Source organism: Pseudotabrizicola sediminis (assembly GCF_004745575.1).
Taxonomy (GTDB): domain Bacteria; phylum Pseudomonadota; class Alphaproteobacteria; order Rhodobacterales; family Rhodobacteraceae; genus Pseudotabrizicola; species Pseudotabrizicola sediminis.
The window spans coordinates 504,299-525,453 of the sequence record NZ_RPEM01000001.1 but is presented as its reverse complement, the minus strand read 5'-3'; the positions used below and the strand labels follow the sequence as shown (position 1 = coordinate 525,453).

Below are 21,155 nucleotides of genomic sequence, written 5' to 3'. Positions count from 1 at the left end.
GCCCGGTGCGACCAGCGGTCACGGACAGCGTATCAGCCGCCGGTGTGGCTCATGTGGCGGGTCATCTGGCCCGACACGCCGCTGCGGGAATAGTCGAAATCATGGCCTTTCGGCTTGTGGCTGATGGCCGCGCGGATGGCGGACTCCAGCGGCGCATCTGCCGCACTGGCCCGCAAGGTGCTGCGCAAATCGGCCATGTCTTCCTGGCCCAGACACATGTACAGCTCACCCGTGCAGGTCAGGCGCACCCGGTTGCAGCTTTCGCAGAAATTATGGGTCAAGGGCGTGATAAACCCGATTTTCTGCCCGGTTTCCTCCAGCCGCACATAGCGCGCAGGGCCCCCCGACCGTTCTGCCAGATCGGTCACGGTGAAGCGCTCGGCGTAGCGGGCGCGCAGATCCCGCAGGCTCCAATACTGGTCCAGCCGGTTTTCATTGCCCAGATCGCCCATCGGCATGACCTCGATCCAGGTCAGGTCATGGCCGTTGTGCGCGCACCAGTCGGTGATGCTGAACTGTTCGTCCTCGTTGAAGCCCTTCAATGCCACGGCATTGATCTTGACCCGCAGCCCCGCCGCCTTTGCCGCCGCGATGCCATCCAGCACCTGCGGCAGACGGCCCCAGCGGGTGATCTCGGCGAATTTGGCAGGGTCCAGCGTGTCCAGCGACACGTTGATCCGCCGCACGCCGCAATCTGCCAGTTCGCCTGCGTATTTCGCAAGCTGGCTGCCGTTGGTGGTCAGCGTCAGTTCCTTCAGGGCACCAGAGTCGAGATGGCGCTTCATGGCGTGAAAAAACGTGATGATGCCCTTGCGCACCAAAGGCTCCCCCCCGGTGATGCGCAGCTTTTCCACGCCCATGCGGATGAAAGTGGTGCACATCCGGTCCAGCTCTTCCAGCGTCAGCAGGTCGGCCTTGGGCAGGAAGGTCATGTTTTCGGCCATGCAATAGACACAGCGGAAATCGCAGCGATCCGTCACCGAAACGCGCAAATACGATATCGCGCGGGCAAACGGGTCGATCAGGGGGGCTGTCTGGGTCATGGAGCCAAGGTAAGACTCCGCCGATGGTGTGGCAAGCGGTGATCGGGCCATTGCGGGCGGGGCGGGGGCAGACTATCGTCCGGGGATGCGCAAGATATTCATCATGACCCTCGCCCTGACCGCCGTTTCCGGATGTGCGGTGCTGGATCGATTCCGGCCCGGTGCTGCCACAGCGCCCGCCGCCCCGGTTGCCGCACCCGGCGCAACGGCCCCGGCCCCCGTGCTTGGCGCAGGGGCCACCGCCGCCACGCTGGACACCACGACAGCCGCGCAGAAACAGGCCGCCCTTGCCGCCCCCGCCGCCAGTGGCGAGCGTGAGCTGGGAAAGGTGGCGGTCAGCCTTGGCAGTCCGGCGGAGCCGGGCATCTGGTTGCGCTCGGCGCTGGTGACGGCCCCGGGCAAGGGGCGTGTGCTCACCGCCTCGGGTCAGTCGGTTGCGGTCGATTTGTTGCCGGGGCAGGGGTCGGCGCAGCTGTCGCTTGCTGCCTTTGTTGCGCTTGGCCTGCCGCTGACGGCCCTGCCGCAGGTGACCGTTTTTGCGAATTGAGTTGAATTAAAGCTGGTCCCGCACCGGCGGAGCCTTCATCCTGACCGCAGGTTTGAAGCGGGGATATTCTGATGCGGATTTTGGGTCTGGTTTTGGTGCTGGGTGCGGGTTTTGCCGGCGTGGCGCAGGCGCAGGCGGTGAATTGCAATAATGCCATGACGCAGATGGAGATCAATGCCTGTGCCGGCATGGCGTTCGAGGCGGCGGACAGGGATCTGAACGCCGCCTATGCGCAGGCCCGCGACCAGATGGCCCGGATCGACAGCGGTTTGCCGCCCAATCTGCAGGGGGCAGAGGTCGCGCTGCGCGACGGGCAGCGCGCCTGGATCAGCTTTCGCGACAATGCTTGCGCGGCAGAGGGGTTTCAAATGCGTGGCGGTTCGGGCGAGGCGATGATGGTGCTGGGCTGCATGGCACGGCTGACGCAAGCGCGGGCGCAGGATTTGTGGACCCTGGCCGCAGGCATGGAAGGCTGACGGGGGCTTATGGCGCCCCCTCTTTGAGCGATTCCGCAACCTCGGCGGCCAGAATATCGGCCAGCCGCTTGCGAAAGCGCGGTGCATTCAGGCGCGCGGTCACGTTCTGGCAGATCATCTTTTCCAGCTCGGTCCGACCGGCGGCCTGCGCCTGCGTCAGCAAAACCCGCAGATAGGGGCCAAAGTTGCGCCGCCCGCGCCACAGCCGGGCAAAGCGGTTGCGGGTCAATGTGCCGGCGATGGCCGATTGCGCCAGCGGCACGACGATCTGCATATGAGCCAGTGCCGCATCCAGCCGCCCGCCAAGCCGGGGACAGCGCAGATGGGTGACATGGTTGCCGTGAAACAGGGCAGCATGCATCGCATCCTCTGTCACCTCGGGGTCGTACAGAATGAAGACATGCTTGGCACCATCAATCATGTCGGGCGCATAGCCATAGCGGCTGGTGAAATCGAGCTTGCGCGACCGCACGGCGCGTTTGTCCCAACCGGCGGTTTCGGGCCGCAAGGTGGCGCGCGGGCTCATCGCGATGACCGACGCACCGGGGGCGGCGACAGAAAACGCAGCCGCTGCATAGCCCTGCGCGCCCGAGCCCATGAACAGCACAGAGTCGAAATCCTCGAAAAACGCATCATCGACCAGACGGTCGAAAAATCCATAGACCCGCGGATCGCGATAGAAGGTATCGCCATCGGCAATCAGACACAGATGCGACCAGCCGTTCTGCTTGGCGATGTCATGGCCCAAGGGCATCTGGCCTGGCCGGGCCATGATATCCCCGGCCTGTTCAAACGTCACCAGCAGGGTCGGCGCTTCGTCGATGAAAAACGCCCAGTGCCGTGCGCCAAGCGTGATGAAATATCCTGCCTCTTCGCCGGTCCGGTCCATCATGGACAGCCAGGCCTCACGGTTGTCAGGTGGCGATGCATCAATGGGTGTCACGGTCTGGGGGGGGGTCTGTGGGTGCACGCCGGTTGAAGCCTGTGGTGCTACGACCGCTAGAATCAGCGGGGGGAGCCGTTCCGACATGATACTCTCCGTTCACGGTGCAAGAGACGAATGCACCGAACTTTACTGGTTACACGAAATCTACATACTGACTTTGACCGATTTGAGGCAAGTCAGGAAGCTGCGTCAAGACTTTTATGCGCCGGCATCGGGCGGCGGATCGGATAGCATTTTACTGAGAAGGGTCGCGGGCCTTGTCGTGAATGCCTTGAATTTGTGCAGTGTTAATCTGTTGTTAATGGTCGGCGTCCCCGACGTGATCCACGGTGAAAAAGAACCCCGGCGGCAGATCGCGCAAGTGCAGATCGGGCGGAATCACTTCGGGGCCCGCGGCGAACACCGCCGAGCCGAAATGGTGCTGCATCCGGCATAGGTTCTGCATCCGGGTGCCGGTCAGATCTGCATAAAAGGTGCGGTAGGTGTCGGTCTGCAGCAGTTGCGCGATCTTGGCGCGGTGGCAGGCGACCGCATGGTCATGCGCCGCCCGGATATGCGGGTCGGCCAGCAACCGGTCATATTCTGCGCGCATGGCCGGAATCATCCGCTGGATCGACGTATCGCGGTCGGCATTGTGGTTCATCCGGAACCAGTAGTTCAGCCCCTGATCGCGGTCGACATGGTTGACCCGGCCCCGGTCACGCTTGACCAGAAAGCTTTCCGCCGAGCGCACGGCATAGTGGTTCAGTTGCACCCACCCATAGCCATAGGTCTCCAGCGTCGACCGCCAGCCGTTGCGGAACAGCTCTTTGGGCATCGGCTGGCCCGATCCGTTCAGCCATGTCACCTGATCCCACAGGTCGGGTTTCAGCCCCTTTGGCCGGTGCACGCCCAGCTTTTTATAGATGTCGATGTTGCGGAACAGCGTCTTGAAGCCCCAGGCCTGATGCGGTTTGCGGATCACTTCAGGCGCGCATTGGGTGAACTGATCCAGCATGAAACGGTCGTCATAGGGGGCCACATCGGCATTGCCGAACAGCCGCCAGGTCAGGCTGATCATGTTGGCCTGACCCATCGCGGCGTAAAGCGCGCGCAGGGTGCCATCGCCGATCTTGATGTTGATGAATTCATCCACATCCATGCAAATGCCCCAGCCACAATTTTGCATGACGGGTTCGGACTCCGCCGCCTGCAACGCCGCGTGCTGCGGTTTCAGATCGCCCCCCGGCACCCAAGGGTTGGCGCGGTGCTGGCACAGGCCCTTTTCCTGCAACAGATCCAGCATCGTGTCGGTGCCATCGGTGCAGTCGTTGGTATAGATCAGGAAATCATCGACCCCGATCGCGCGGTGATAGGCGATCCATTCCAGAATGAACGGGCCCTCATTCTTCATCGTGGTGACAATCGCCGTGCGCCCGGCTTCTGCGGCGGCCTGCGGGGCGGGGCGCGGGGCAGAGGCGGGGGCGCGCACCGGTTTGTGGTTGAATATCTGCGACAGGGCCAGCAGGGCGGGGTCTTCGATCAGCGAGGTTTTCGGCGCAAGCTCGCCCGCCTGCCGCCCCGGCACGCGGATGGCCATAGCGCGCAGGAAAGGCACCACCTCGGCCGGGTCGGGCTTGGCATAGGCCACCCGCACCATGCGCCAGGTGTTTTGCAGGCCCGCCTTTGCCGGGGCCACGCCCCAGCGGGCAATGCCGCGCCGCGCATCGAACTGCCGGCAGATGTGGTCGCCAAAGCGCGCCTCGGCCTGTGGGCGCACCCGCCACGGGTAAATCCGCCGCCCCGCCAGCAGAATCACCCCATGCCGGGCGGTCAGGCAACGGTCAAAGGCGTTCGGGGTATCGGGCAGCAGCAGATCGGTGACATCCAGCGTCAGCACTGCGCGGGCCTGTGACAGGAACCGCCATTTGAGCGATTCGAACAGGATCAGTTCGGCCAGATCCGACCGCCAGGGGTCGGGGGCAGGTGGCTCCATCCGGTCCTTGCCGGGGGCGTCCGGGGCGTACCATGGGTGGTTCATCGGGCCGTGATCCGGCTTGCCAAGGGGCAAGGGGCTGTCCAGCACAACCACGGTCAGCACCGTATCTGCCAGCGCCTTGCGCAGGGCGCGGGCAAAGCCGGGGCCATCTTGCGCGCGGCAGACGATCAGTGCTGCGTGCAAACCATGGTGCAGCGCGTGATAGCGCAGCCCTTCGGCCACCTGCGCCGCAGATTCGTCGATGCGTAAGCCAAAGATCGTGTTCAACCCGGCGAACAGCTCGGGTTCGGCAGGCACGGGGACCATGTCTAGCCGGGCGCCGGTGGCCAGTGCAAGCGCGCCCGGCCCGGCGGTGATGACCAGTGCCGCCCCGGAAATCTCGCGCAGGTCCAGCGGGGTGGCGCAGTCCGGTGCCCCGTCGGGCAGAAACGCCGATGGATGGGTGCCGGTGCCGAATGTGCTGATTACCGTGCCATCGGGCAATTGCACGCAATCGAGCAGCCGCGTCAGCCCGTCCTGCCCCAGATCCCGCGCCGCAAGGCTGCGGTGAAGCACGGTCGCACTGGATGTCTTCGGGCTGCCCGCCATGCCCCGCCCCCTTTTTGCCTGCGGTCTGCTGCCGCTTTGGCAGATGGCATAGCATGTTGGCAGGATCACGGCAAAGCAAAGCCCCTATGCCGTGTGCCAATCGCTTGGCAAAGCGCTGTAATTTCGTCAGACTGGTGCGTGGCGGCCAACAGTGATGGGCCGGTTGTGGGGTTGGCGTCGGGCATGGGCAGGGTCAGGGAGGTCGGCACCTTGTGGATCGGCGGCAGCCTGTCCTGGATGGAACAGCTGTGCCTGAAATCCTTTGTCGACCGGGGGCAGCCCATCACGCTGTTTTCCTACGAGCCGATCCCCAATGTCCCCGCAGGGGTGATCTTGCGTGATGGGCGCGAGGTGTTGGAGACTGACACCTTTCTGAAATATGAAAAGAAAGACAGCTTTGCGCTGTTTGCCGATCTGTTCCGGCTGCACATGATCGCGCGCAATCCGGGGATGATCTGGGTTGATACCGACGTCTACTGCCTGCGCCCGATGACCTATGACGAAGATCATGTGATGGGATTTGAACTGCCGGGCGGCGCGCGGGTGAACAATGCCGTGCTGGGCCTGCCTGCGGACGGGCCGTTGTTGCAGGCGATGCTGAACTATACCTCGGACGTTCATGCCATTCCGCCCTTTGTGAAGGGCAGGCTGCAGGACGATTATCGCGCGGCGGCGGCGGCGGGGCGACCTGTGCATGTCAGCCAGCAGCCCTGGGGGGTCTGGGGGCCGATGATGATCACCCATTTCACCCATGCGCTAGGTCTGGCGGGCAAGGTGCAGCCGCTGGATGCGTTCTACCCGGTCACCTTTCCCAACCGGCTGAAATTCCTGCGACCTGCAGCGGTGGCCGAAGCGATGATCACCCCGCGCACCACGGCGCTGCACCTCTGGGCCTCGAACAAGCGCGAACTCGGCCTGCGCCACCACGGTCTGCCTCCCGTTGGAAGTTACCTGCACAAGCTGTTGGTCTTGCATCAGATATCGGCAGAGGCCGCGCCGATCAAAGGGCGCGGCAAACATGTGTTCGATGCCGGTCTGATCCACCGTCTGGACTGCGGCGACGTGTCCGCCTTTGCCGATGTCGGGGGCAATGCGCAATCTGTGGCGTTGGCGGCATGGAGCCGGTGGGATTGTGAGATTGATCTGATCGATCTGGACCACAAGGGCAACTGGCCCGCCACCGCCTCGCCCTGGGTTGCTCCCTATATCGCCTTTCTGACCGCCCATGGCGTGCCCGAGACAAGGATCAGGCGGATCGCACGCCCCGCCGATTTGCGTCCGGTGGAGGTGATCGCCAATCTGTCCGGGTTCGGAGATGTCAACAAGATCAAGCATCTGCAGCCCGTTCTTGAAGCGTCACTTCATGCGGGTACACAGATGCTGACGGATATCCGCAAAGGCTCGGGCAGCTATCCGTTGCTGAACGACTATGGCAGGTGCGAGTCGCTGACGGTGCGCGAGGCGGACGGTGTGACCATCACCCGCGCGCTGTTCCGCGCCGGGCCGCAGGTTGCGGCCAAAGTGCCGCAAGATGGCGGCTGGGCGGCGATTGCCAAAACGCTGGCCGGCGAAGACGGGTTCTTCCGCGAAAGCCCGGACCATTCGTTTCTGTTCATCCAACGCTCTGACACGCTGGTGGTAACCTTCGACAACCTCGACATTGCCATGGGCAAGCGCGAAGACCGCCGCCCCTGGGGGTTTTCCTTCATCGAAAAGCAGGGCTGGTCGATGCTGGGGGTGATGGCGAACGGCTGGACCTGGTATCGCGACCCCTGGGTCTGGCAGCAGTTCGATGCGCTGCGCGACGCCGGTTTTTTCAGGCCGTTCAAGCGGGTGGTGTTCTACGGCGCCTCGATGGGGGGCTATGCCGCCTGCGCCTTTTCCGCCGCCTGTCCGGGGGCGGATGTGGTGGCGATCTCGCCGCAATCCACGCTGGACAAGGCCCTGGTGCCTTGGGAAACCCGCTACCACACCGCTTGGGGCCGCGATTATTCCGGCCCCTACGGTGATGCGGCGCAGGCTGCGCAGGCGGCGGGCCGGGTGTTCCTGCTTTATGACCCCTACGAGCCGCTGGATGCCGCCCATGCCGACCGGTTCAGCGGCGCGAATGTGGTCAAGCTGCGCGCGCCCTTGCTGGGGCACCGGCTTGGGTCCAGCCTGCACCAGATGGGCATCCTTGCGCCGATCACGCTGGCCGCGCTGAACGGCACACTGTCCGAACTTGAATTCTACCGCACCCTGCGCGCCCGCCGCAGCTTTGCCCGCTATCAGCGCGAACTGTTCAAGCGCGCACTGGACCGGGGCCGCCCCGATCTGGCGCGCAAGCTGGGGCGATGGGTGCTGACGCGGGGCGATCACCGCTACATCCGGCAGGGGATGCTGGGTCTGTGACGGCAGCGGGCGGACGTTTAGCGCGGATTATCTGACACAGGCGCCATCCTAAGCGCTGACTACTGCCTTGGTCGTAGCCGGGCGCTTGCCTGCTTGACCCCGCCGGGCGTTCTGACCAGCATGGCGCACCCTAGGGGAGGATGCCGTGTGACAGCCGTTCCGGCCACGATTGACGCGACAGAAGAGATGCTTGCAGGGCAGGGCTATGTTGCCAGCCGGGCGCTGGCCACGGTGGTGTTCTTGTCGCTGAAGCTGGGGCGGCCCTTGTTTCTGGAAGGCGAGGCGGGCGTCGGCAAGACCGAAATTGCCAAGACGCTGGCCACGGCGCTGGGGCGGCGGCTGATCCGACTGCAATGCTATGAAGGCCTCGATCAGGCTTCGGCGGTAGCAGAGTGGAACTTTGCCGCGCAGATGGTGGCGATCCGCGCGGCGGAAGCCACGGGCGGCAGCGCCGCGAAGGCAGACCTTTTCACCGAAGAGTACCTGATCGAACGCCCGCTGCTGGCGGCGATGCGCCCGCAACCGGGCGGCGCGCCGGTGCTGCTGATCGACGAGATCGACCGCACCGATGCGCCGTTCGAGGCGTTCCTGCTGGAGGCCCTGTCCGAAGCGCAGGTCTCCATCCCCGAGCTTGGCACCATAAGCGCGCCTGAACCCCCCATCGTGATCCTGACCTCGAACCGCACGCGCGAGGTGCATGATGCGCTCAAACGCCGCTGCCTTTATCATTGGGTGGATTACCCCGACTTCACCCGCGAGATGGAGATCCTGCACGCCCGCGCGCCAGAGGCACAAGAGACGCTGAGCCGCGAGATTGTGGGCTTTGTGCAGCGGCTGCGGCGCGAGGATCTGTTCAAAAAGCCCGGCGTGGCCGAAACCATCGACTGGGCCAAATGCCTGCTGGCGCTGGATGTGATCGCCCTGTCGCCGGAAGTGATTGCCGACACCTTGGGGGCGATCCTGAAATATCAGGACGATATCCAGAAAATTCAGGGGTCCGAGGCCAAGCGCCTGCTCGATCAGGTCCGTAAAGAGCTGGCTCCGGCATGACCAGTTCCTACACCTCACTTGTTCATCATCTGTTCATAAATATCCCACGGGGGGTCCGGGGGGTGTGAAACCCCCCGGTCGCAACGATGGCAACCTATGCTCCGCTGACCATTCCAGATGACGGCAAGCTGGCGCAGAACATCGCCCATTTTGCGCGGGCGCTCCGCAAGGCCGGGCTGCCGATCGGGCCGGGGCGGGTGCTGGATGCGGTGCGCGCGGTCGAGGTTGCGGGTTTTTCCGGGCGGGCCGATTTCTACTGGACCCTGCACGCCTGTTTTGTCAGCCGGCCCGAAGAACGGGTGGTGTTCGAGCAGGTGTTCCGGCTGTTCTGGCGCGATCCGAAGTATCTCGATCACATGATGAGCCTGTTGCTGCCCGCGATCCAGGGTCTGCAGGAAGACCGCGCAGCGCAGGCTGCGGAAAAGCGGGCGGCGCAGGCGCTGCTGGACGGGGTGGAGCGGGATCTGCCCGCGCCTGCTGACCCGGGTGAAGACCGGATCGACATCGACGCTTCGGCCACCATGAGTCAGGAAGAACGGCTGAAGTCGCTGGATTTCGAGCAGATGTCGGTGGAGGAAATGGCACAGGCCAAGGCAATGCTGGCGCGGCTGTCGCTGCCGGTCAAGCCGCTGATCACCCGGCGCAGCCGGACGTCGGCGACAGGGGCGCAGGTCGATCTGCGCCGCACGTTGCGCGCCAGTCTGCGGCAGGGTGGCGAGATCACGCAGCTGGCGATGCGGGCCCCGCGCCTGCGCTGGCCGAACCTTGTGGTGCTGTGCGATATCTCTGGCTCGATGAGCCAGTACAGCCGGATGGCTTTGCATTTCATCCATGCGGTGGCGAACCGGCAGGGGCAGGGCTGGGCGCAGGTGCATGGTTTTACCTTTGGCACGCGGCTGACCAACATCACCCGGCATCTGAAGACCCGCGATGTCGATGCAGCCCTGCGGGCGGCGGGGGCCGAGGCGCAGGACTGGTCGGGCGGCACCCGCATCGGGGCCTGTCTGGCCGAGTTCAACCGCGACTGGTCGCGCCGGGTGCTGGGGCAGGGTGCTGTGGTGTTGCTGATCACCGACGGGCTGGACCGCGATGACAGCGGCGCGCTTGCCAAGGCGATGGAACGGCTGCACCTGTCGTGCCGTCGGCTGATCTGGCTGAACCCGCTCTTGCGCTGGGATGGTTTTGCCCCGAAGGCACAGGGCATCAGGGCGATGCTGCCGCATTGTGATGCGTTCCGGGCCGGGCATTCGGTGGCCTCGCTGGAGGCTTTGGGTGCGGTGTTGTCCGGGCACGAAGACGGGTCGGACCGGGACGGTGGCGAAAAGGCGCGTCTTATGCGGTTGCTGTCGGGAACCTGATGCCCAGGATGCGCGTTAGGGGCACAGAGTTGACGCGTGTTATGCCGATACCGGGGGGTGATATCGCATAGCAACGCGCATCGCCCCAAGGTCCGGCCATGCTCAACGGCGGTTCGAATCGCAGATGCGACCGGACCGATCCCATGCGAAAGGAAGACCATGAAACGTTTGCTCTCCACCACTGCGGTTTTGTCGCTCGCCCTGACCCCCATTCAGCCCTGGCCGCTGATGGCGCAGGATCTGTCGGCCAATCTGACTGTTTCCGAGGATGGGTCGGTTCTTGCCGAAGACGGGGCCCTGCTGTGTTCGGTGGCCGCGGGCCAGACCTGTGACATCGCGCTGATCACCGAACAGGTTGTTGCCGGTAATGCAGACGAGCTGATTGCCGAGGTTGCGGCGGCCGAAGAAGCGGCCCTGGCCGAAGCTCTGGCACTGGAAGAAGCAGCAGCGGCAGAAGCAGAAGCCGAAGCGGCGGCAGCCGCAGAGGCAGACGCGGCGGCAGCCGCAGAGGCGGAAGCAGCGGCGGCAGAGGCCGCAGCGGTAGAGCAAGCAGCGCAAGCGGCGGCGGCGGAAGACGCTGCAGCAGCCGAGGCCACGGCTGCGGCGGAAGCAGCGGCAGCTGAAGAAGCAGCAGCGGCGGCAGCAGCAGAGGCTGGCGCTGCTGAAGAGGCAGCTGCAGCAGAAGCGGCGGCAGCAGAAGCACTGGCGGCAGAGGCGGCCGCAGCAGAAGCAGAAGACGCCGCGGCCCTGGCCGAAGCAGAGGCCGCTGCAGAGCTGGAAGCCGCTGTTGCAGCAGAGGCCGCAGCGGAGGCCGAGGTACCGGTTGACCCTGCCGTTCCGGCAGAGGCAGGGGCAGAAGCCACCGCCGAAGTGGATGCCGAGGCGGATGCAGCTGCAACGGCCGAAGCCGAAGCGCTGGCCGAAGAGGATGCTCTGGCCGCTGCGCAAGCCGAAGAGGCCGCGATTGCGGCAGAAGCGGCGGCGGCAGTGGCTGCCGAACAAGCCGCTCAGGCAATTGCAGAAGCCGAACCGGTGGAAGCGCCAGTCGTGACCGAGGAAGAAAACCAAAGCCTGCTCAATCTGCTGTCCGCGCCTGACGCGACGGATGCAGGCGGGGACGGCAGCGATGTGCTGACCGGACTTGCCGCCGCCGCCGCTGCAGCGGGTCTGGTCGCAGGCACCGCCGCCGATGGCACCGCCGCAACCACAGAGGCACCGGCAGCCCAGCCGGAACCGGAAAGTGTGACGACGACCACCGTGACCGAAGCCGATGCCCGGTCTTCGGCACAGGAATTCGCCGCAGCCCCCACCGCCGTTGGCAACAACCAGCGTTCGGGCCTGTCGAACCTGGAAAAGGTCGGCTTGCTGGCGCTGGGCGCGCTTGTGGTGGGCAAGGTGCTGAGCGACGGGCGCGAAGTGGTGGAAAACACCGGCGACCGGGTTGTCGTGCGCGACCCGCAGGGCAACTTCTCGGTCTACAAGGACGATGACACGCTGCTGCGGCGTCCCGGTTCAACCGTGCGGACCGAGACGTTCAATGACGGTTCGACCCGCACCACAGTTGACCGTCAAGACGGGGCACAGGTTGTGACCATCCGTGATGCCTCGGGCCGGGTGCTGCGCCGCGCCACCTATGACAGCCGTGGCAACGAGATTGTGCTGATCGACGATCTGGTGCGCGAAGAGCGCATCGACATCTCGACCCTGCCACGTCCGCGCCCTGACCGGGTGACGATCTCGACCAATGACAGCAATGCCGCGCTGAAAGCCGCCCTTGCCCGCGACGAGGCCCGCGCTTTGGGCCGGACCTTCAGCCTGCGTCAGATCCGCGAGATCCCGCAGGTGCGCGAACTGGCGGCAACCATCGACGTGGACAACATCACCTTTGCCTCCGGCTCGGCCGTCATCCGGCCAAGCGAGGCGCGCAAACTGGCGTCTTTGGGCCGGATCATGGATGATATCCTGCGCGACAATCCGGGTGAGGTGTTCCTGATCGAAGGGCATACCGATGCGGTCGGGTCGGCGTCTTACAACCTGACGCTGTCGGACCGTCGGGCCGAGTCGGTGGCCCTGGCCCTGACCGAGTATTACGATATCCCGCCGGAAAACATGGTGGTGCAAGGCTATGGCGAGAATGAGTTGCGCATCGACACGCAGGCGGATGAAGTGCGTAACCGCCGCGCCGCCGTGCGGGTGGTGACGCCGCTGATGCGGTCTGCCTCGCTGCGCTGACCCGAGGGTTGGATTGAACGTGTACGCCGCAGGGAAACCCCCTGCGGCGTTCGCATGTGAGGGTATGGCACCTTTTGCCAGTGGCATGGCTGCGGGGGCTGGCCCATAATGAGGCACAGATCAGGCCCCGCACCCGAGGATGACATGACCCCAGCCGATCACGACCGTATCCCCGAAATTGCGCTGGACTGGTACCTGGTCGGGCAGGGGGCGGCGCTGGCCACGGTGGTGGAAACATGGGGTTCTGCGCCGCGTCAGGCGGGCAGTCAGCTGGCGGTGTCGGGCACCGGGCAGATCATGGGGTCGGTGTCCGGCGGCTGTGTCGAGGGCGCGGTGGTGGCCGAGGCGCTGGAAGCGATGGCCGATGGCGTGCCGCGCCTGCTGACCTTCGGGGTCAGCGACGACAGCGCATTCGCCGTGGGTCTGGCCTGTGGCGGCACCATCCGGGTGCTGGTGGAGCCTGTTGGGGAAGGTGGTGCCCGCCTGCCGCCCGCGATGCTGGAGACGCTGGTGGCGGCGCGGGCGGGGCGGCAGGCATGCGCCTATACTGTCGCGCTGGAGGCCTGGACGCGCGGATTGGTGCGACCGGGGCAGGACCAGGCTGTGGATGCGCGGCTGCGGTCGGACAAATCCGGGATGGAGGAGGACGGGCGCTTCATTGCGGTGCAGAACCCCGGCCTGCGGCTGATCGTGGTGGGGGCGGTGCATATTGCGCAACCCTTGCTGACCATGGCGCGCGCCTGTGGCTATGCGCCAACGCTGATCGACCCGCGCGCGGCCTTTGGCAGCGCGGAGCGGTTTCCGGGTGAGGTGATTTCCGAAGACTGGCCGGATGAGGCGATGACGGCACTGGCCCCCGATGCGCGCACGGCGGTGGTGACGCTGACCCATGATGCCAAGCTGGACGACCCGGCAATCATGGCGGCGCTGCAAAGCCCGTGCTTCTATCTTGGCTGCCTCGGATCGACCCGCACCCATGCCAAACGGCTGGATCGGTTGCGGGCGGCGGGGGTATCAGACGCGGATATCGCCCGCATTCACGCGCCGGTGGGCCTGAACATCGGGGCGAAGACCCCGGCGGAAATTGCGGTCTCGATCCTGGCACAGATCACCCAGGTCTTGCGGAGCGTGCCGTGATCTTTGCCGAAGTGCCGCTGGACCTGGCCGAGGGCGCTGTGCTGGCGCATTCGGTGCTGGAGGGCGCAGGGCGGTTGCGCAAGGGTGTGGTTCTGGGCGCGGGCGAGCTTGCGCTATTGCGGGCGGCAGGGGTCACACAGGTGACGGTGGCGCGGCTGGAACCCGGCGATGTGGCGGAGGACCACGCCGCGACGCGGCTGGCGCGGGCGCTGGTGCCTGATCCGGGTGCCGCCGGGCTGGCGGTCACCACCGCCTTTACCGGGCGGGTCAATCTGAATGCCATCGGACCCGGTGTGGTGGGGCTTGATGCGGCGGCGATCCACGCGCTGAACCGGGTGGACCCGTCGATCACACTGGCCACGCTTGCGCCCTATACCCGGGTGGAGGCGGGCACTTTGGTGGGCACGGTCAAGATCATCAGCTACAGCGTGCCCGAGGTGTCCCTTGTCCGGTCCTGTGATCTGGCGCGCGCGGCCATAAAGGTGCATCCGGTGGCGCTGCCCGATGCCGGGCTGATCCTGACCGAGGTTCCGGGCCTGCCGGCAAAGCTGGCGGCCAAGGGGCGCGCGGCGGTGGAGGCGCGGCTGCGGGCCCTGGGGATGCGGCTGGCGGCGTGTGAGGTGGTGGCACATGACGAGGCGGCGCTTGCCGGAGCCATGGCCCGCCTGCCCGGCGCGATGGTGCTGATCCTGACTGGGTCGGCCACATCAGACCTGCATGACACCGCCCCGCAAGCGCTGCGCCGGGCGGGCGGGCGTGTCGCGCGGTTTGGCATGCCGGTGGACCCGGGCAATCTGCTGTTTCACGGCCAGCTTGGGGACCGCCCGGTGATCGGCCTGCCGGGCTGCGCGCGCAGCCCGGCGCTGAACGGGGCCGACTGGGTGCTGGAACGGCTGGCCTGCGGGTTGACGCTTGGGGATGATGACATCGCCGCCATGGGGGTGGGGGGATTGCTGAAGGAAATCCCGATCCGCCCGCAGCCACGCGAAGCGCGCCGCCCGGCATGAAAACGGGGGCCGCACTGGCCCCCGCAATCCGTCACGAATGGTCTGCGAAAATGCTGAACCCTTATTTCGGGCCGATCATCATCACCATCTGGCGGCCTTCCAGCCGGGGCATCGATTCTACCTTGCCATTGTCGCCGACATCAGCGGCCACGCGGTTCAGAAGTTCCATCCCAAGGTTCTGGTGGGCCATTTCGCGGCCCCGGAAACGCAGGGTGATCTTGACCTTGTCACCCTCTTCCAGAAACTTCAGGACCGAGCGCATCTTCACGTCGTAATCATGGGTATCCGTGCCGGGACGGAACTTGATTTCCTTGATCTCGATGATGTGCTGCTTCTTGCGGGCTTCGGCCTCCCGCTTTTGCGTCTCATACTTGAACTTGCCGAAATCCATGATCTTGCAGACCGGCGGTTCGGCATTCGGGCTGATCTCGACCAGATCAAGCCCAGCCTCTTCGGCCATCGCCATGGCGCGGGCGGGCGTCACGACGCCGACATTTTCGCCATCCGCGCCGATCAGGCGGATTTCCGGGCTGCGGATGCGATCATTGATACGCGGGCCGGTGTCACGTTGCGGCGGGGCGTTGTGGGGTCTGCGGGCTATGGTTTTCGTCCTTTGGTGGTTTGCACAGGCGCAGGCAAGATAAACGCCCTGCGCTTTGGGTTCAATGTGATTCACCGCGATTTTGGTCCGAAGACGTGCAGAAAAGCGGCCAATCGCTGCCAAATCCATGCCGCAGTGCGGCGCACGTCTTTTCAACCGGGTGCTCACCTGCCATATGGGCGACGCAACCGGGCGGGACACCCGGATATGGGAGTATCAAGATGAACAAAACTGTAATCATTGGCGCGGTCGTCATTCTGCTGGCCGCTGGCGGATATTACCAGTTCAGCTATGTGCCGGCACAACAGGCCGCTGAGCAGGCCGCCGCCACCGCTGCTGCCGAAGCGCAGGCAGCGGAAGAAGCCGCTGCGGCCGCCGCTGCCGAGGCCGAAGCCGCCGCTGCTGCTGCCGCCGAAGAGGCCGCCGCTGCAGAGGCCGAAAGCGCCGTGACCGAAGCGGTGGAAGCGGCCGCCGCCGCTGCCGAAGCCGCCGCTGCCGAAGCCGCCCAAGCGGCCCAGGGTGCAGCCGCTGCCGCTGTCGAAGCGGTTCAAGGTGCTGCCGAGGCGACCACCGACGCGGCCACCGATGCCGCAAACGCGGCCAATGTGGCCGCCGAATCCGCAGCCGACGCCGCAGAAGAGGCCGCGTCCAGCGCAGCCACGGCAGGGGCCGCAGCGCTTGACCCGGAGAATTTCAACGCCGATGCGGTCAAGGGCCTGATCGCCAGCTCGTCGCTGGATGCCGCGACCAAAACCACGCTGACCTCTGCCGTGGATGCCGCATCTTCCAACCCGGCCCTGCTGGAAGGCGTGATCACTCAGGTCAAATCGGCCCTCGGCCTCTGATCCGGGACCAGAACGGGAAAAGGCCGCGCAGGGTGCGCGGCCTTTTTCTGTTTCGGGACGATCGGTTCAGATGCCGTCGCCGACAAAGGCCTTTTCCACCACATATTCCAGCGGTTCCGAATTGGCCCCTTCGCGCAGGCCGAACCCTTCGAGAATGGCCTTCACATCCACGTTGAACGCCAGTGACCCGCAGACCATGGCGCGGTCGGTGGCAGGGTCCATCGGCGGCAGGCCGAGGTCGGCAAAGACCTTGCCCGAGGACAGATTGTCGGTGACGCGGCCCATGCGAGGGTAGGGTTCGCGCGTGGTGGTGGGATAGTACAGCAACTTGTCGCCCACCAGCTCGCCGATCAACGGGTCATCTTTCAGGCTTTCCACCAGCTGGCGGCCGTAGTCCAGTTCCGCCACCTCGCGGCAGGTGTGCATCATGATGATCTGGTCGTATTTTTCGTAAGTGTCCGGCTCGCGCATCAGCGACGCAAAAGGCGCGATGCCGGTGCCGGTGGCCAGAAACCACAGCCGCTTGCCGGGCAGCAGCGCATCATGCACCAGCGTGCCCACGGGTTTCGGGCGCAGGATGATCTCGTCGCCGACCTTGATATGTTGCAGCCGGCTGGTCAGCGGGCCATCGGGCACCTTGATCGAATAGAACTCCAGCTCTTCGTCCCAGGCGGGCGACGCGATGGAATAGGCGCGCAAAAGCGGTTTGCCGGTGTCGCCCATCAGGCCGATCATCACGAACTCACCCGAACGGAAGCGCAAGGTGCGCGGGCGTTCGACCCGGAAGGAAAACAGCCGGTCGGTCCAATGGGTCACGGAGGTGACTTTTGCCGCGTCGGGCAGGTGCGGTTTTGCGGCGGGGGCCGGGGCAGGGCTTGCGTCGGTCATCAGGGTCACTTCGGTCATGAGATTTGTGTCCGGCGGGTACACCGGCATCTTCCTTCTAGCTATGATCCGGATCGGAGGAAAGCGTCGGGGTGTCTCAGGGCTGTCAGGCGCGCAGACGTGCCTGATAATGATGCGCCTGCCAGTCGGCGCGGAACTGCCACTGGTCGGCGGGCTGACGTGCGGCCAGATCATCGGGGATTTCGACCGAGTCAAAGCCGACGCGCCGCGCCATGGCGTATTGGTCGGAAATCACCGGGCCGGTGGCGCGCAATTCGCCGGTATAGCCCAGCATCCGCAACCGGCGTGCGACGGTAAAGGCCCGGCCATCGCTGAAGACAGGAAACGAGATGCGGATCAGCGTCAGCCCTGCAAGGTGCGGTTCAACCGTCGCCGGGTCATCGGTGTGGGTCAGGTCCAGCGTGCCCTGATGCCTGTCGATATCGGCCAGAGTAACGGCATTGACGGGCGGGGCGGGCGCAAAGCCCGTATCGGTGACGATCACGCTCATGCGGCACTGTCCTTTGTGATGCGAACGGGTTTGCCATCAATGAAATGGATGCCGCATTCGGTTTTTTGTGTTCCCCGCCAACGGCCTGCGCGCGGGTCTTCACCCGGTTTCACCGGGCTGGTGCAGGGCGCGCAGCCGATGCTGGGGTAGCCTTTGGCCACCAGCGGATGACGTGGCAGGCGGTTGTTGACGATATAGTCCTCAAGATCTTCGCGGCCCCAATGGGCCAGCGGGTTGACCTTGATGCGGGTATCGCCTTCGGATTCGAAGAAATCCACCGTACCGCGCGTGTTGCTTTGATAGCGTTTGCGTCCGGTGATCCAGCCGTCAAAGCCCGACAGAGCGCGTTCCAGCGGTTCCACCTTGCGCACCGCGCAGCAGGCATCGGTGTTGAACTGGTGCAGGCTGCCATCCGGGTCTTCGAACGCCACGCGCGGCTGCGCGGCGCGGATGGTGCGTACGTCGCACAGGTGCAGCATGTCGGCCAACTGACGCTGGTAATCGAGCGTTTCCGTGAACAGCATCTTTGTGTCGATGAACAGCACCGGGGTTTCGGGGGCGATCACCGACACCAGATGCAGCAGCACCACTGATTCCGCGCCAAAGGATGAGACCAAGGCCACCCGGCCCAGATCGTCATCCTTCAGGCTGTGTTCCAGCACGGCGGTGGCAGAGTGGTGCTTATAGCGCGTGTTCAGCGCTGCCACCCGCTCTGCCACCGGGCCGGTGTGCAGATCACGCGGCATCCTGAGCGCCTTCGGTCCCGTACAGCGCGGCTTTGAACGGGTCTAGCCCCAAACGGCGGACCGTTTGCAGGAAGGTTTCCTGCGGGGCCTCGCGCACAGTCAGGTAGGCGCGCATGATGCGTTCCACCGCCGGCACAATCTCGTCATAGGCAAAGCCCGGGCCGGTCTTGTCGCCGATGGCGGCGGTTTCCGTGCCGTCGCCGCCGAGGGTAATCTGGTAGTTTTCCACCCCCGCCCGGTCCAGCCCCAGAATGCCGATATGGCCGACATGGTGGTGCCCGCAGGCGTTGATGCAGCCCGAGATCTTGATCTTCATCGGCCCGATGTCATGCTCCAGATCCAGCGCCTCGAAGCGGTCTGCGATCTGGGTGGCAATCGGGATCGATCGCGCAGTGGCAAGGGCGCAGTAATCCATGCCGGGGCAGGCGATGATGTCGGAAATCAGCCCGACATTGGCGGTGGCCAGCCCCACCTGCGCAAGGGCCGCATGCACCGCCGGAAGGTCGGATTTGTGGACATGCGGCAGGATCACGTTCTGCTCGTGGCTGATGCGCAGATCGTTGTGGCCATAGCGCTCGGCCAGATCGGCCATCATGCGCATCTGATCCGAGGACGCGTCGCCGGGCGTCTGGCCATGCGCCTTCACGCTGATGGTGACGATGGCATACTGGTCATTGCGGTGCTGCGACAGATTTGTGTCGGCCCAGGATCGGAAGGTGGGGTCGGCCTTGTAGAACGCGTCATAGGCACCCAGCGGCGCGTTGCGGAACGCAGGCGGCGCGAAGGCGGCACGGATGTCTTCCAGCAATTCCTGATCATGGCCACCGAACAGCGGGCGCAATTCAGCGAACCGCTCTTCGATCATCCGGGAAATCTCTTCTTTCCCGGTCTCATGCACGGTGATCTTGATGCGGGCCTTGTACTTGTTGTCGCGCCGTCCCAGCGTGTTGTAAACGCTCAGAACCGCCTCGACATATGGCAACAAATCGGCCACGGGCAGGAAATTCCTGACCGTGTGCGCAATCATCGGTGTGCGGCCAAGGCCACCGCCGACCATCACCTCGAACCCCGACTCGCCCGCGGCGTTCTTGACCATACGCAGGCCGATGTCATGCGCGCGGGTCACGGCGCGGTCATTTGGGGCACCGGTGATGGCGATCTTGAACTTGCGCGGCAGGAACTGGAATTCGGGGTGATCGGTGGACCATTGCCGCAGCAGTTCGGCGTAAGGACGCGGGTCTTCAATCTCATCCGCCGCCGCCCCGGCAAAATGGTCGGCGGTGACATTGCGCACGCAGTTGCCGGAGGTCTGGATGGCGTGCATCTCGACATCTGCCAGTGCGGAAAGGATCGCGGGCACATCGGGCAGTATGGGCCAGTTGAACTGGATGTTCTGCCGGGTGGTGAAGTGGCCATAGCCCTTGTCATAGGTGTCGGCGATCATCGCCAGCTGCCGCATCTGATGCGGGCTGATGGTGCCATAGGGAATGGCTACCCGCAGCATATAGGCGTGCAGTTGCAGATAAAGCCCGTTCATCAGGCGCAGCGGGCGGAATTCCTCTTCGGTGAGCGAGCCATCAAGGCGGCGTTCGACCTGCTGGGTGAACTGGGCAACACGGGCGCGGACGAAGGACTCGTCGAAGTCGGAATAGGAATACATCTTTATGCCCTTAGATCTGCTTGCTTGCCGTGGTCATAGTTCGACGGGCCACGGGTGCGGAATGCCTCGCGGAAATGCACCGGCTCTGGCCCGCTGGGGCCTGCCTTGGCATCGGCCAGATAGGGGCCCACGATCAGCAGTTTCTGGCTCGATGCATGCAGCAGGCGCAGTTGCGCATGGGCCTCATCCTCGATCAGCTCTGCCTGATGGTGCAGCGGCGACCATTGGTCATCGGCGGTCAGGTACACCACATCGCCTTCGCGCAGGCGGTTGGCGGTGACGACTTTCGGGGTGAACTGGCGGCTCATGCGGTGGCTTCTTTCAATTGGGCAAGGGAGGACGCAGCCGCGCGCGGGGCGAGGCCGAACAGGATAACGGCCGGCCCGTCGCAGGTGGCGATGGCCTCGGGCAGATGGGCGAGGGTGGTGCCGATGATGCGCTGATCGGCGCGGCTGACGTTTTCGACGATGGTGATATCGGTGCCGGGGGCCGCACCATGCATCATCAGCCGGCCCTGAATGAAACGGGCCGATTTCTTGCCCATGTAGATCGCCGCAACCTCCCCCGTCCGCGCCATGCCGCGCCAGTCCTGTTCGGCAAATCCGGCCATGTCATGCCCGGTCAGGATGCGCAGGCTGGCGTTGCGACCGCGTCTGGTCAGGCTCTGGCCGATGTTGGCGGCAGCCACGGTGGCGGAGGTCAGGCCGGGCAGGATGCGGAACGGCAGGCCCGCTGCGGTCAGCGCGTCCATCTCCTCATCCAACCGCCCGAAAATCCCGCAATCGCCGCCCTTGAGCCGCACCACCCGCGCGCCGGTCCTTGCATGGGCAACCAGTGTCGCGTTGATCGTGGCCTGCGCGGTGCTGGGGCCAAAACCTTCCTTGCCGACATCGACGCGGGTCGCCGTGGCCGGGATCAGCGCCAGCACCTCGGCCCCCACCAGCCGGTCATGGATCACCACTTCGGCCTCTTGCAGCGCGCGGTAAGCCCCCAGCGTCAGATGCTCGGCCGCACCCGGGCCTGCGCCGACAAAGGCGACGGCGGGCAGCAAGGGCTGGTGCAGCGTGGGCATGGCGGATTCCTTTGGCTGTGCCGCGTCAATATAGGATATTTTCCCTGCCCCCCGCCATGCCCCCTTGCAGATAAGGAAACCT

Annotated in this window: 19 protein-coding genes; 9 read left to right on the top strand and 10 right to left on the bottom strand. The window is 64.9% G+C overall.

What is annotated here, in order from left to right; translation table 11 throughout:
• Positions 1-32 precede the first annotated feature (32 nt).
• Positions 33-1,043 carry a GTP 3',8-cyclase MoaA gene (gene moaA, locus EEB11_RS02455; protein ID WP_135428801.1) on the bottom strand — a complete coding sequence of 337 codons (1,011 nt, stop codon included), beginning with the start codon at positions 1,041-1,043 and terminating at the stop codon, positions 33-35.
• Positions 1,044-1,146: 103 nt separating this feature from the next.
• Here moaA and EEB11_RS02450 point away from each other — a divergent pair, with 103 nt between their 5' ends.
• Together EEB11_RS02450 and EEB11_RS02445 are read left to right on the top strand one after the other, a co-directional pair.
• Positions 1,147-1,590 carry a hypothetical protein gene (locus tag EEB11_RS02450; RefSeq protein WP_245298736.1) on the top strand — a complete coding sequence of 148 codons (444 nt, stop codon included), beginning with the start codon at positions 1,147-1,149 and terminating at the stop codon, positions 1,588-1,590.
• 71 nt (positions 1,591-1,661) lie between these two features.
• Entirely contained in the window at positions 1,662-2,066 is a 405-nt protein-coding gene (locus tag EEB11_RS02445; protein ID WP_135428800.1) for a lysozyme inhibitor LprI family protein, read from the top strand.
• A gap of 7 nt (positions 2,067-2,073) precedes the next feature.
• Here the strand turns inward: EEB11_RS02445 and EEB11_RS02440 are convergent, their stop codons facing one another.
• Positions 2,074-3,096 carry a phosphoadenosine phosphosulfate reductase gene (locus EEB11_RS02440; protein ID WP_135428799.1) on the bottom strand — a complete coding sequence of 341 codons (1,023 nt, stop codon included), beginning with the start codon at positions 3,094-3,096 and terminating at the stop codon, positions 2,074-2,076.
• Positions 3,097-3,310: 214 nt separating this feature from the next.
• Positions 3,311-5,578, bottom strand: a complete 2,268-nt coding sequence (locus EEB11_RS02435) for a glycosyltransferase family 2 protein (protein ID WP_135428798.1) — start codon at positions 5,576-5,578, stop codon at positions 3,311-3,313.
• Positions 5,579-5,761: 183 nt separating this feature from the next.
• On the opposite strand from EEB11_RS02435, the gene EEB11_RS02430 reads away from it, so the two are divergent.
• From EEB11_RS02430 to EEB11_RS02405, 6 genes are all read left to right on the top strand, one after another.
• Positions 5,762-7,969 carry a glycosyltransferase family 32 protein gene (locus EEB11_RS02430; protein ID WP_135428797.1) on the top strand — a complete coding sequence of 736 codons (2,208 nt, stop codon included), beginning with the start codon at positions 5,762-5,764 and terminating at the stop codon, positions 7,967-7,969.
• A gap of 186 nt (positions 7,970-8,155) precedes the next feature.
• Positions 8,156-9,019 carry an AAA family ATPase gene (locus EEB11_RS02425; RefSeq protein WP_245298745.1) on the top strand — a complete coding sequence of 288 codons (864 nt, stop codon included), beginning with the start codon at positions 8,156-8,158 and terminating at the stop codon, positions 9,017-9,019.
• Between the two features lie 86 nt (positions 9,020-9,105).
• Positions 9,106-10,377 (top strand): vWA domain-containing protein, encoded by a 1,272-nt coding sequence (locus EEB11_RS02420; protein WP_135428795.1) that lies wholly within the window; start codon positions 9,106-9,108, stop codon positions 10,375-10,377.
• 159 nt (positions 10,378-10,536) lie between these two features.
• A complete protein-coding gene (locus EEB11_RS02415; protein ID WP_135428794.1) occupies positions 10,537-12,609 on the top strand; it encodes an OmpA family protein in 2,073 nt (690 codons plus the stop codon).
• 144 nt (positions 12,610-12,753) lie between these two features.
• Positions 12,754-13,746, top strand: a complete 993-nt coding sequence (locus tag EEB11_RS02410; protein ID WP_135428793.1) for an XdhC family protein — start codon at positions 12,754-12,756, stop codon at positions 13,744-13,746.
• Positions 13,743-14,753 (top strand): molybdopterin-binding protein, encoded by a 1,011-nt coding sequence (locus EEB11_RS02405; RefSeq protein ID WP_135428792.1) that lies wholly within the window; start codon positions 13,743-13,745, stop codon positions 14,751-14,753. The genes EEB11_RS02410 and EEB11_RS02405 overlap by 4 nt, the downstream gene beginning before the upstream one ends.
• Positions 14,754-14,814: 61 nt before the next feature.
• Here the strand turns inward: EEB11_RS02405 and infC are convergent, their stop codons facing one another.
• Entirely contained in the window at positions 14,815-15,429 is a 615-nt protein-coding gene (gene infC, locus EEB11_RS02400; protein ID WP_245298735.1) for a translation initiation factor IF-3, read from the bottom strand.
• Between the two features lie 146 nt (positions 15,430-15,575).
• Here infC and EEB11_RS02395 point away from each other — a divergent pair, with 146 nt between their 5' ends.
• Entirely contained in the window at positions 15,576-16,199 is a 624-nt protein-coding gene (locus EEB11_RS02395) for a hypothetical protein (RefSeq protein ID WP_135428791.1), read from the top strand.
• Positions 16,200-16,265: 66 nt separating this feature from the next.
• Here the strand turns inward: EEB11_RS02395 and EEB11_RS02390 are convergent, their stop codons facing one another.
• The 6 genes from EEB11_RS02390 to cobA form a co-directional block, all read right to left on the bottom strand.
• Positions 16,266-17,087, bottom strand: coding sequence for a ferredoxin--NADP reductase (locus EEB11_RS02390; RefSeq protein ID WP_135428881.1), 822 nt, complete (start codon positions 17,085-17,087; stop codon positions 16,266-16,268).
• Positions 17,088-17,190: 103 nt separating this feature from the next.
• Complete coding sequence (locus EEB11_RS02385; RefSeq protein ID WP_135428790.1) at positions 17,191-17,595, bottom strand: DUF934 domain-containing protein; 405 nt, start codon at positions 17,593-17,595, stop codon at positions 17,191-17,193.
• A complete protein-coding gene (locus EEB11_RS02380) occupies positions 17,592-18,341 on the bottom strand; it encodes a phosphoadenylyl-sulfate reductase (protein ID WP_135428789.1) in 750 nt (249 codons plus the stop codon). Before EEB11_RS02380 ends, EEB11_RS02385 begins: the two co-directional genes overlap by 4 nt.
• Positions 18,331-20,001, bottom strand: a complete 1,671-nt coding sequence (locus EEB11_RS02375) for a nitrite/sulfite reductase (RefSeq protein ID WP_135428788.1) — start codon at positions 19,999-20,001, stop codon at positions 18,331-18,333. The genes EEB11_RS02380 and EEB11_RS02375 overlap by 11 nt, the downstream gene beginning before the upstream one ends.
• 2 nt (positions 20,002-20,003) lie before the next feature.
• Positions 20,004-20,309 carry a DUF2849 domain-containing protein gene (locus EEB11_RS02370; protein WP_135428787.1) on the bottom strand — a complete coding sequence of 102 codons (306 nt, stop codon included), beginning with the start codon at positions 20,307-20,309 and terminating at the stop codon, positions 20,004-20,006.
• Positions 20,306-21,073 (bottom strand): uroporphyrinogen-III C-methyltransferase, encoded by a 768-nt coding sequence (cobA, locus tag EEB11_RS02365; RefSeq protein ID WP_135428786.1) that lies wholly within the window; start codon positions 21,071-21,073, stop codon positions 20,306-20,308. The genes EEB11_RS02370 and cobA overlap by 4 nt, the downstream gene beginning before the upstream one ends.
• Positions 21,074-21,155 lie beyond the last annotated feature (82 nt).

Excerpts from the sequence above, each read along its gene's own strand:
- EEB11_RS02410 (WP_135428793.1), top strand. The coding sequence starts at position 12,754 with ATGACCCCAGCCGATCACGACCGTATCCCCGAAATTGCGCTGGACTGG.
- EEB11_RS02430 (WP_135428797.1), top strand. The coding sequence starts at position 5,762 with ATGGGCAGGGTCAGGGAGGTCGGCACCTTGTGGATCGGCGGCAGCCTG.
- EEB11_RS02390 (WP_135428881.1), bottom strand. The coding sequence starts at position 17,087 with ATGACCGACGCAAGCCCTGCCCCGGCCCCCGCCGCAAAACCGCACCTG.
- EEB11_RS02450 (WP_245298736.1), top strand. The coding sequence starts at position 1,147 with ATGACCCTCGCCCTGACCGCCGTTTCCGGATGTGCGGTGCTGGATCGA.
- EEB11_RS02440 (WP_135428799.1), bottom strand. The coding sequence starts at position 3,096 with ATGTCGGAACGGCTCCCCCCGCTGATTCTAGCGGTCGTAGCACCACAG.
- EEB11_RS02415 (WP_135428794.1), top strand. The coding sequence starts at position 10,537 with ATGAAACGTTTGCTCTCCACCACTGCGGTTTTGTCGCTCGCCCTGACC.
- EEB11_RS02420 (WP_135428795.1), top strand. The coding sequence starts at position 9,106 with ATGGCAACCTATGCTCCGCTGACCATTCCAGATGACGGCAAGCTGGCG.
- EEB11_RS02395 (WP_135428791.1), top strand. The coding sequence starts at position 15,576 with ATGAACAAAACTGTAATCATTGGCGCGGTCGTCATTCTGCTGGCCGCT.
- EEB11_RS02445 (WP_135428800.1), top strand. The coding sequence starts at position 1,662 with ATGCGGATTTTGGGTCTGGTTTTGGTGCTGGGTGCGGGTTTTGCCGGC.
- EEB11_RS02375 (WP_135428788.1), bottom strand. The coding sequence starts at position 20,001 with ATGTATTCCTATTCCGACTTCGACGAGTCCTTCGTCCGCGCCCGTGTT.
- EEB11_RS02370 (WP_135428787.1), bottom strand. The coding sequence starts at position 20,309 with ATGAGCCGCCAGTTCACCCCGAAAGTCGTCACCGCCAACCGCCTGCGC.
- EEB11_RS02380 (WP_135428789.1), bottom strand. The coding sequence starts at position 18,341 with ATGCCGCGTGATCTGCACACCGGCCCGGTGGCAGAGCGGGTGGCAGCG.
- EEB11_RS02425 (WP_245298745.1), top strand. The coding sequence starts at position 8,156 with ATGCTTGCAGGGCAGGGCTATGTTGCCAGCCGGGCGCTGGCCACGGTG.
- EEB11_RS02435 (WP_135428798.1), bottom strand. The coding sequence starts at position 5,578 with ATGGCGGGCAGCCCGAAGACATCCAGTGCGACCGTGCTTCACCGCAGC.
- EEB11_RS02385 (WP_135428790.1), bottom strand. The coding sequence starts at position 17,595 with ATGAGCGTGATCGTCACCGATACGGGCTTTGCGCCCGCCCCGCCCGTC.
- moaA (WP_135428801.1), bottom strand. The coding sequence starts at position 1,043 with ATGACCCAGACAGCCCCCCTGATCGACCCGTTTGCCCGCGCGATATCG.
- cobA (WP_135428786.1), bottom strand. The coding sequence starts at position 21,073 with ATGCCCACGCTGCACCAGCCCTTGCTGCCCGCCGTCGCCTTTGTCGGC.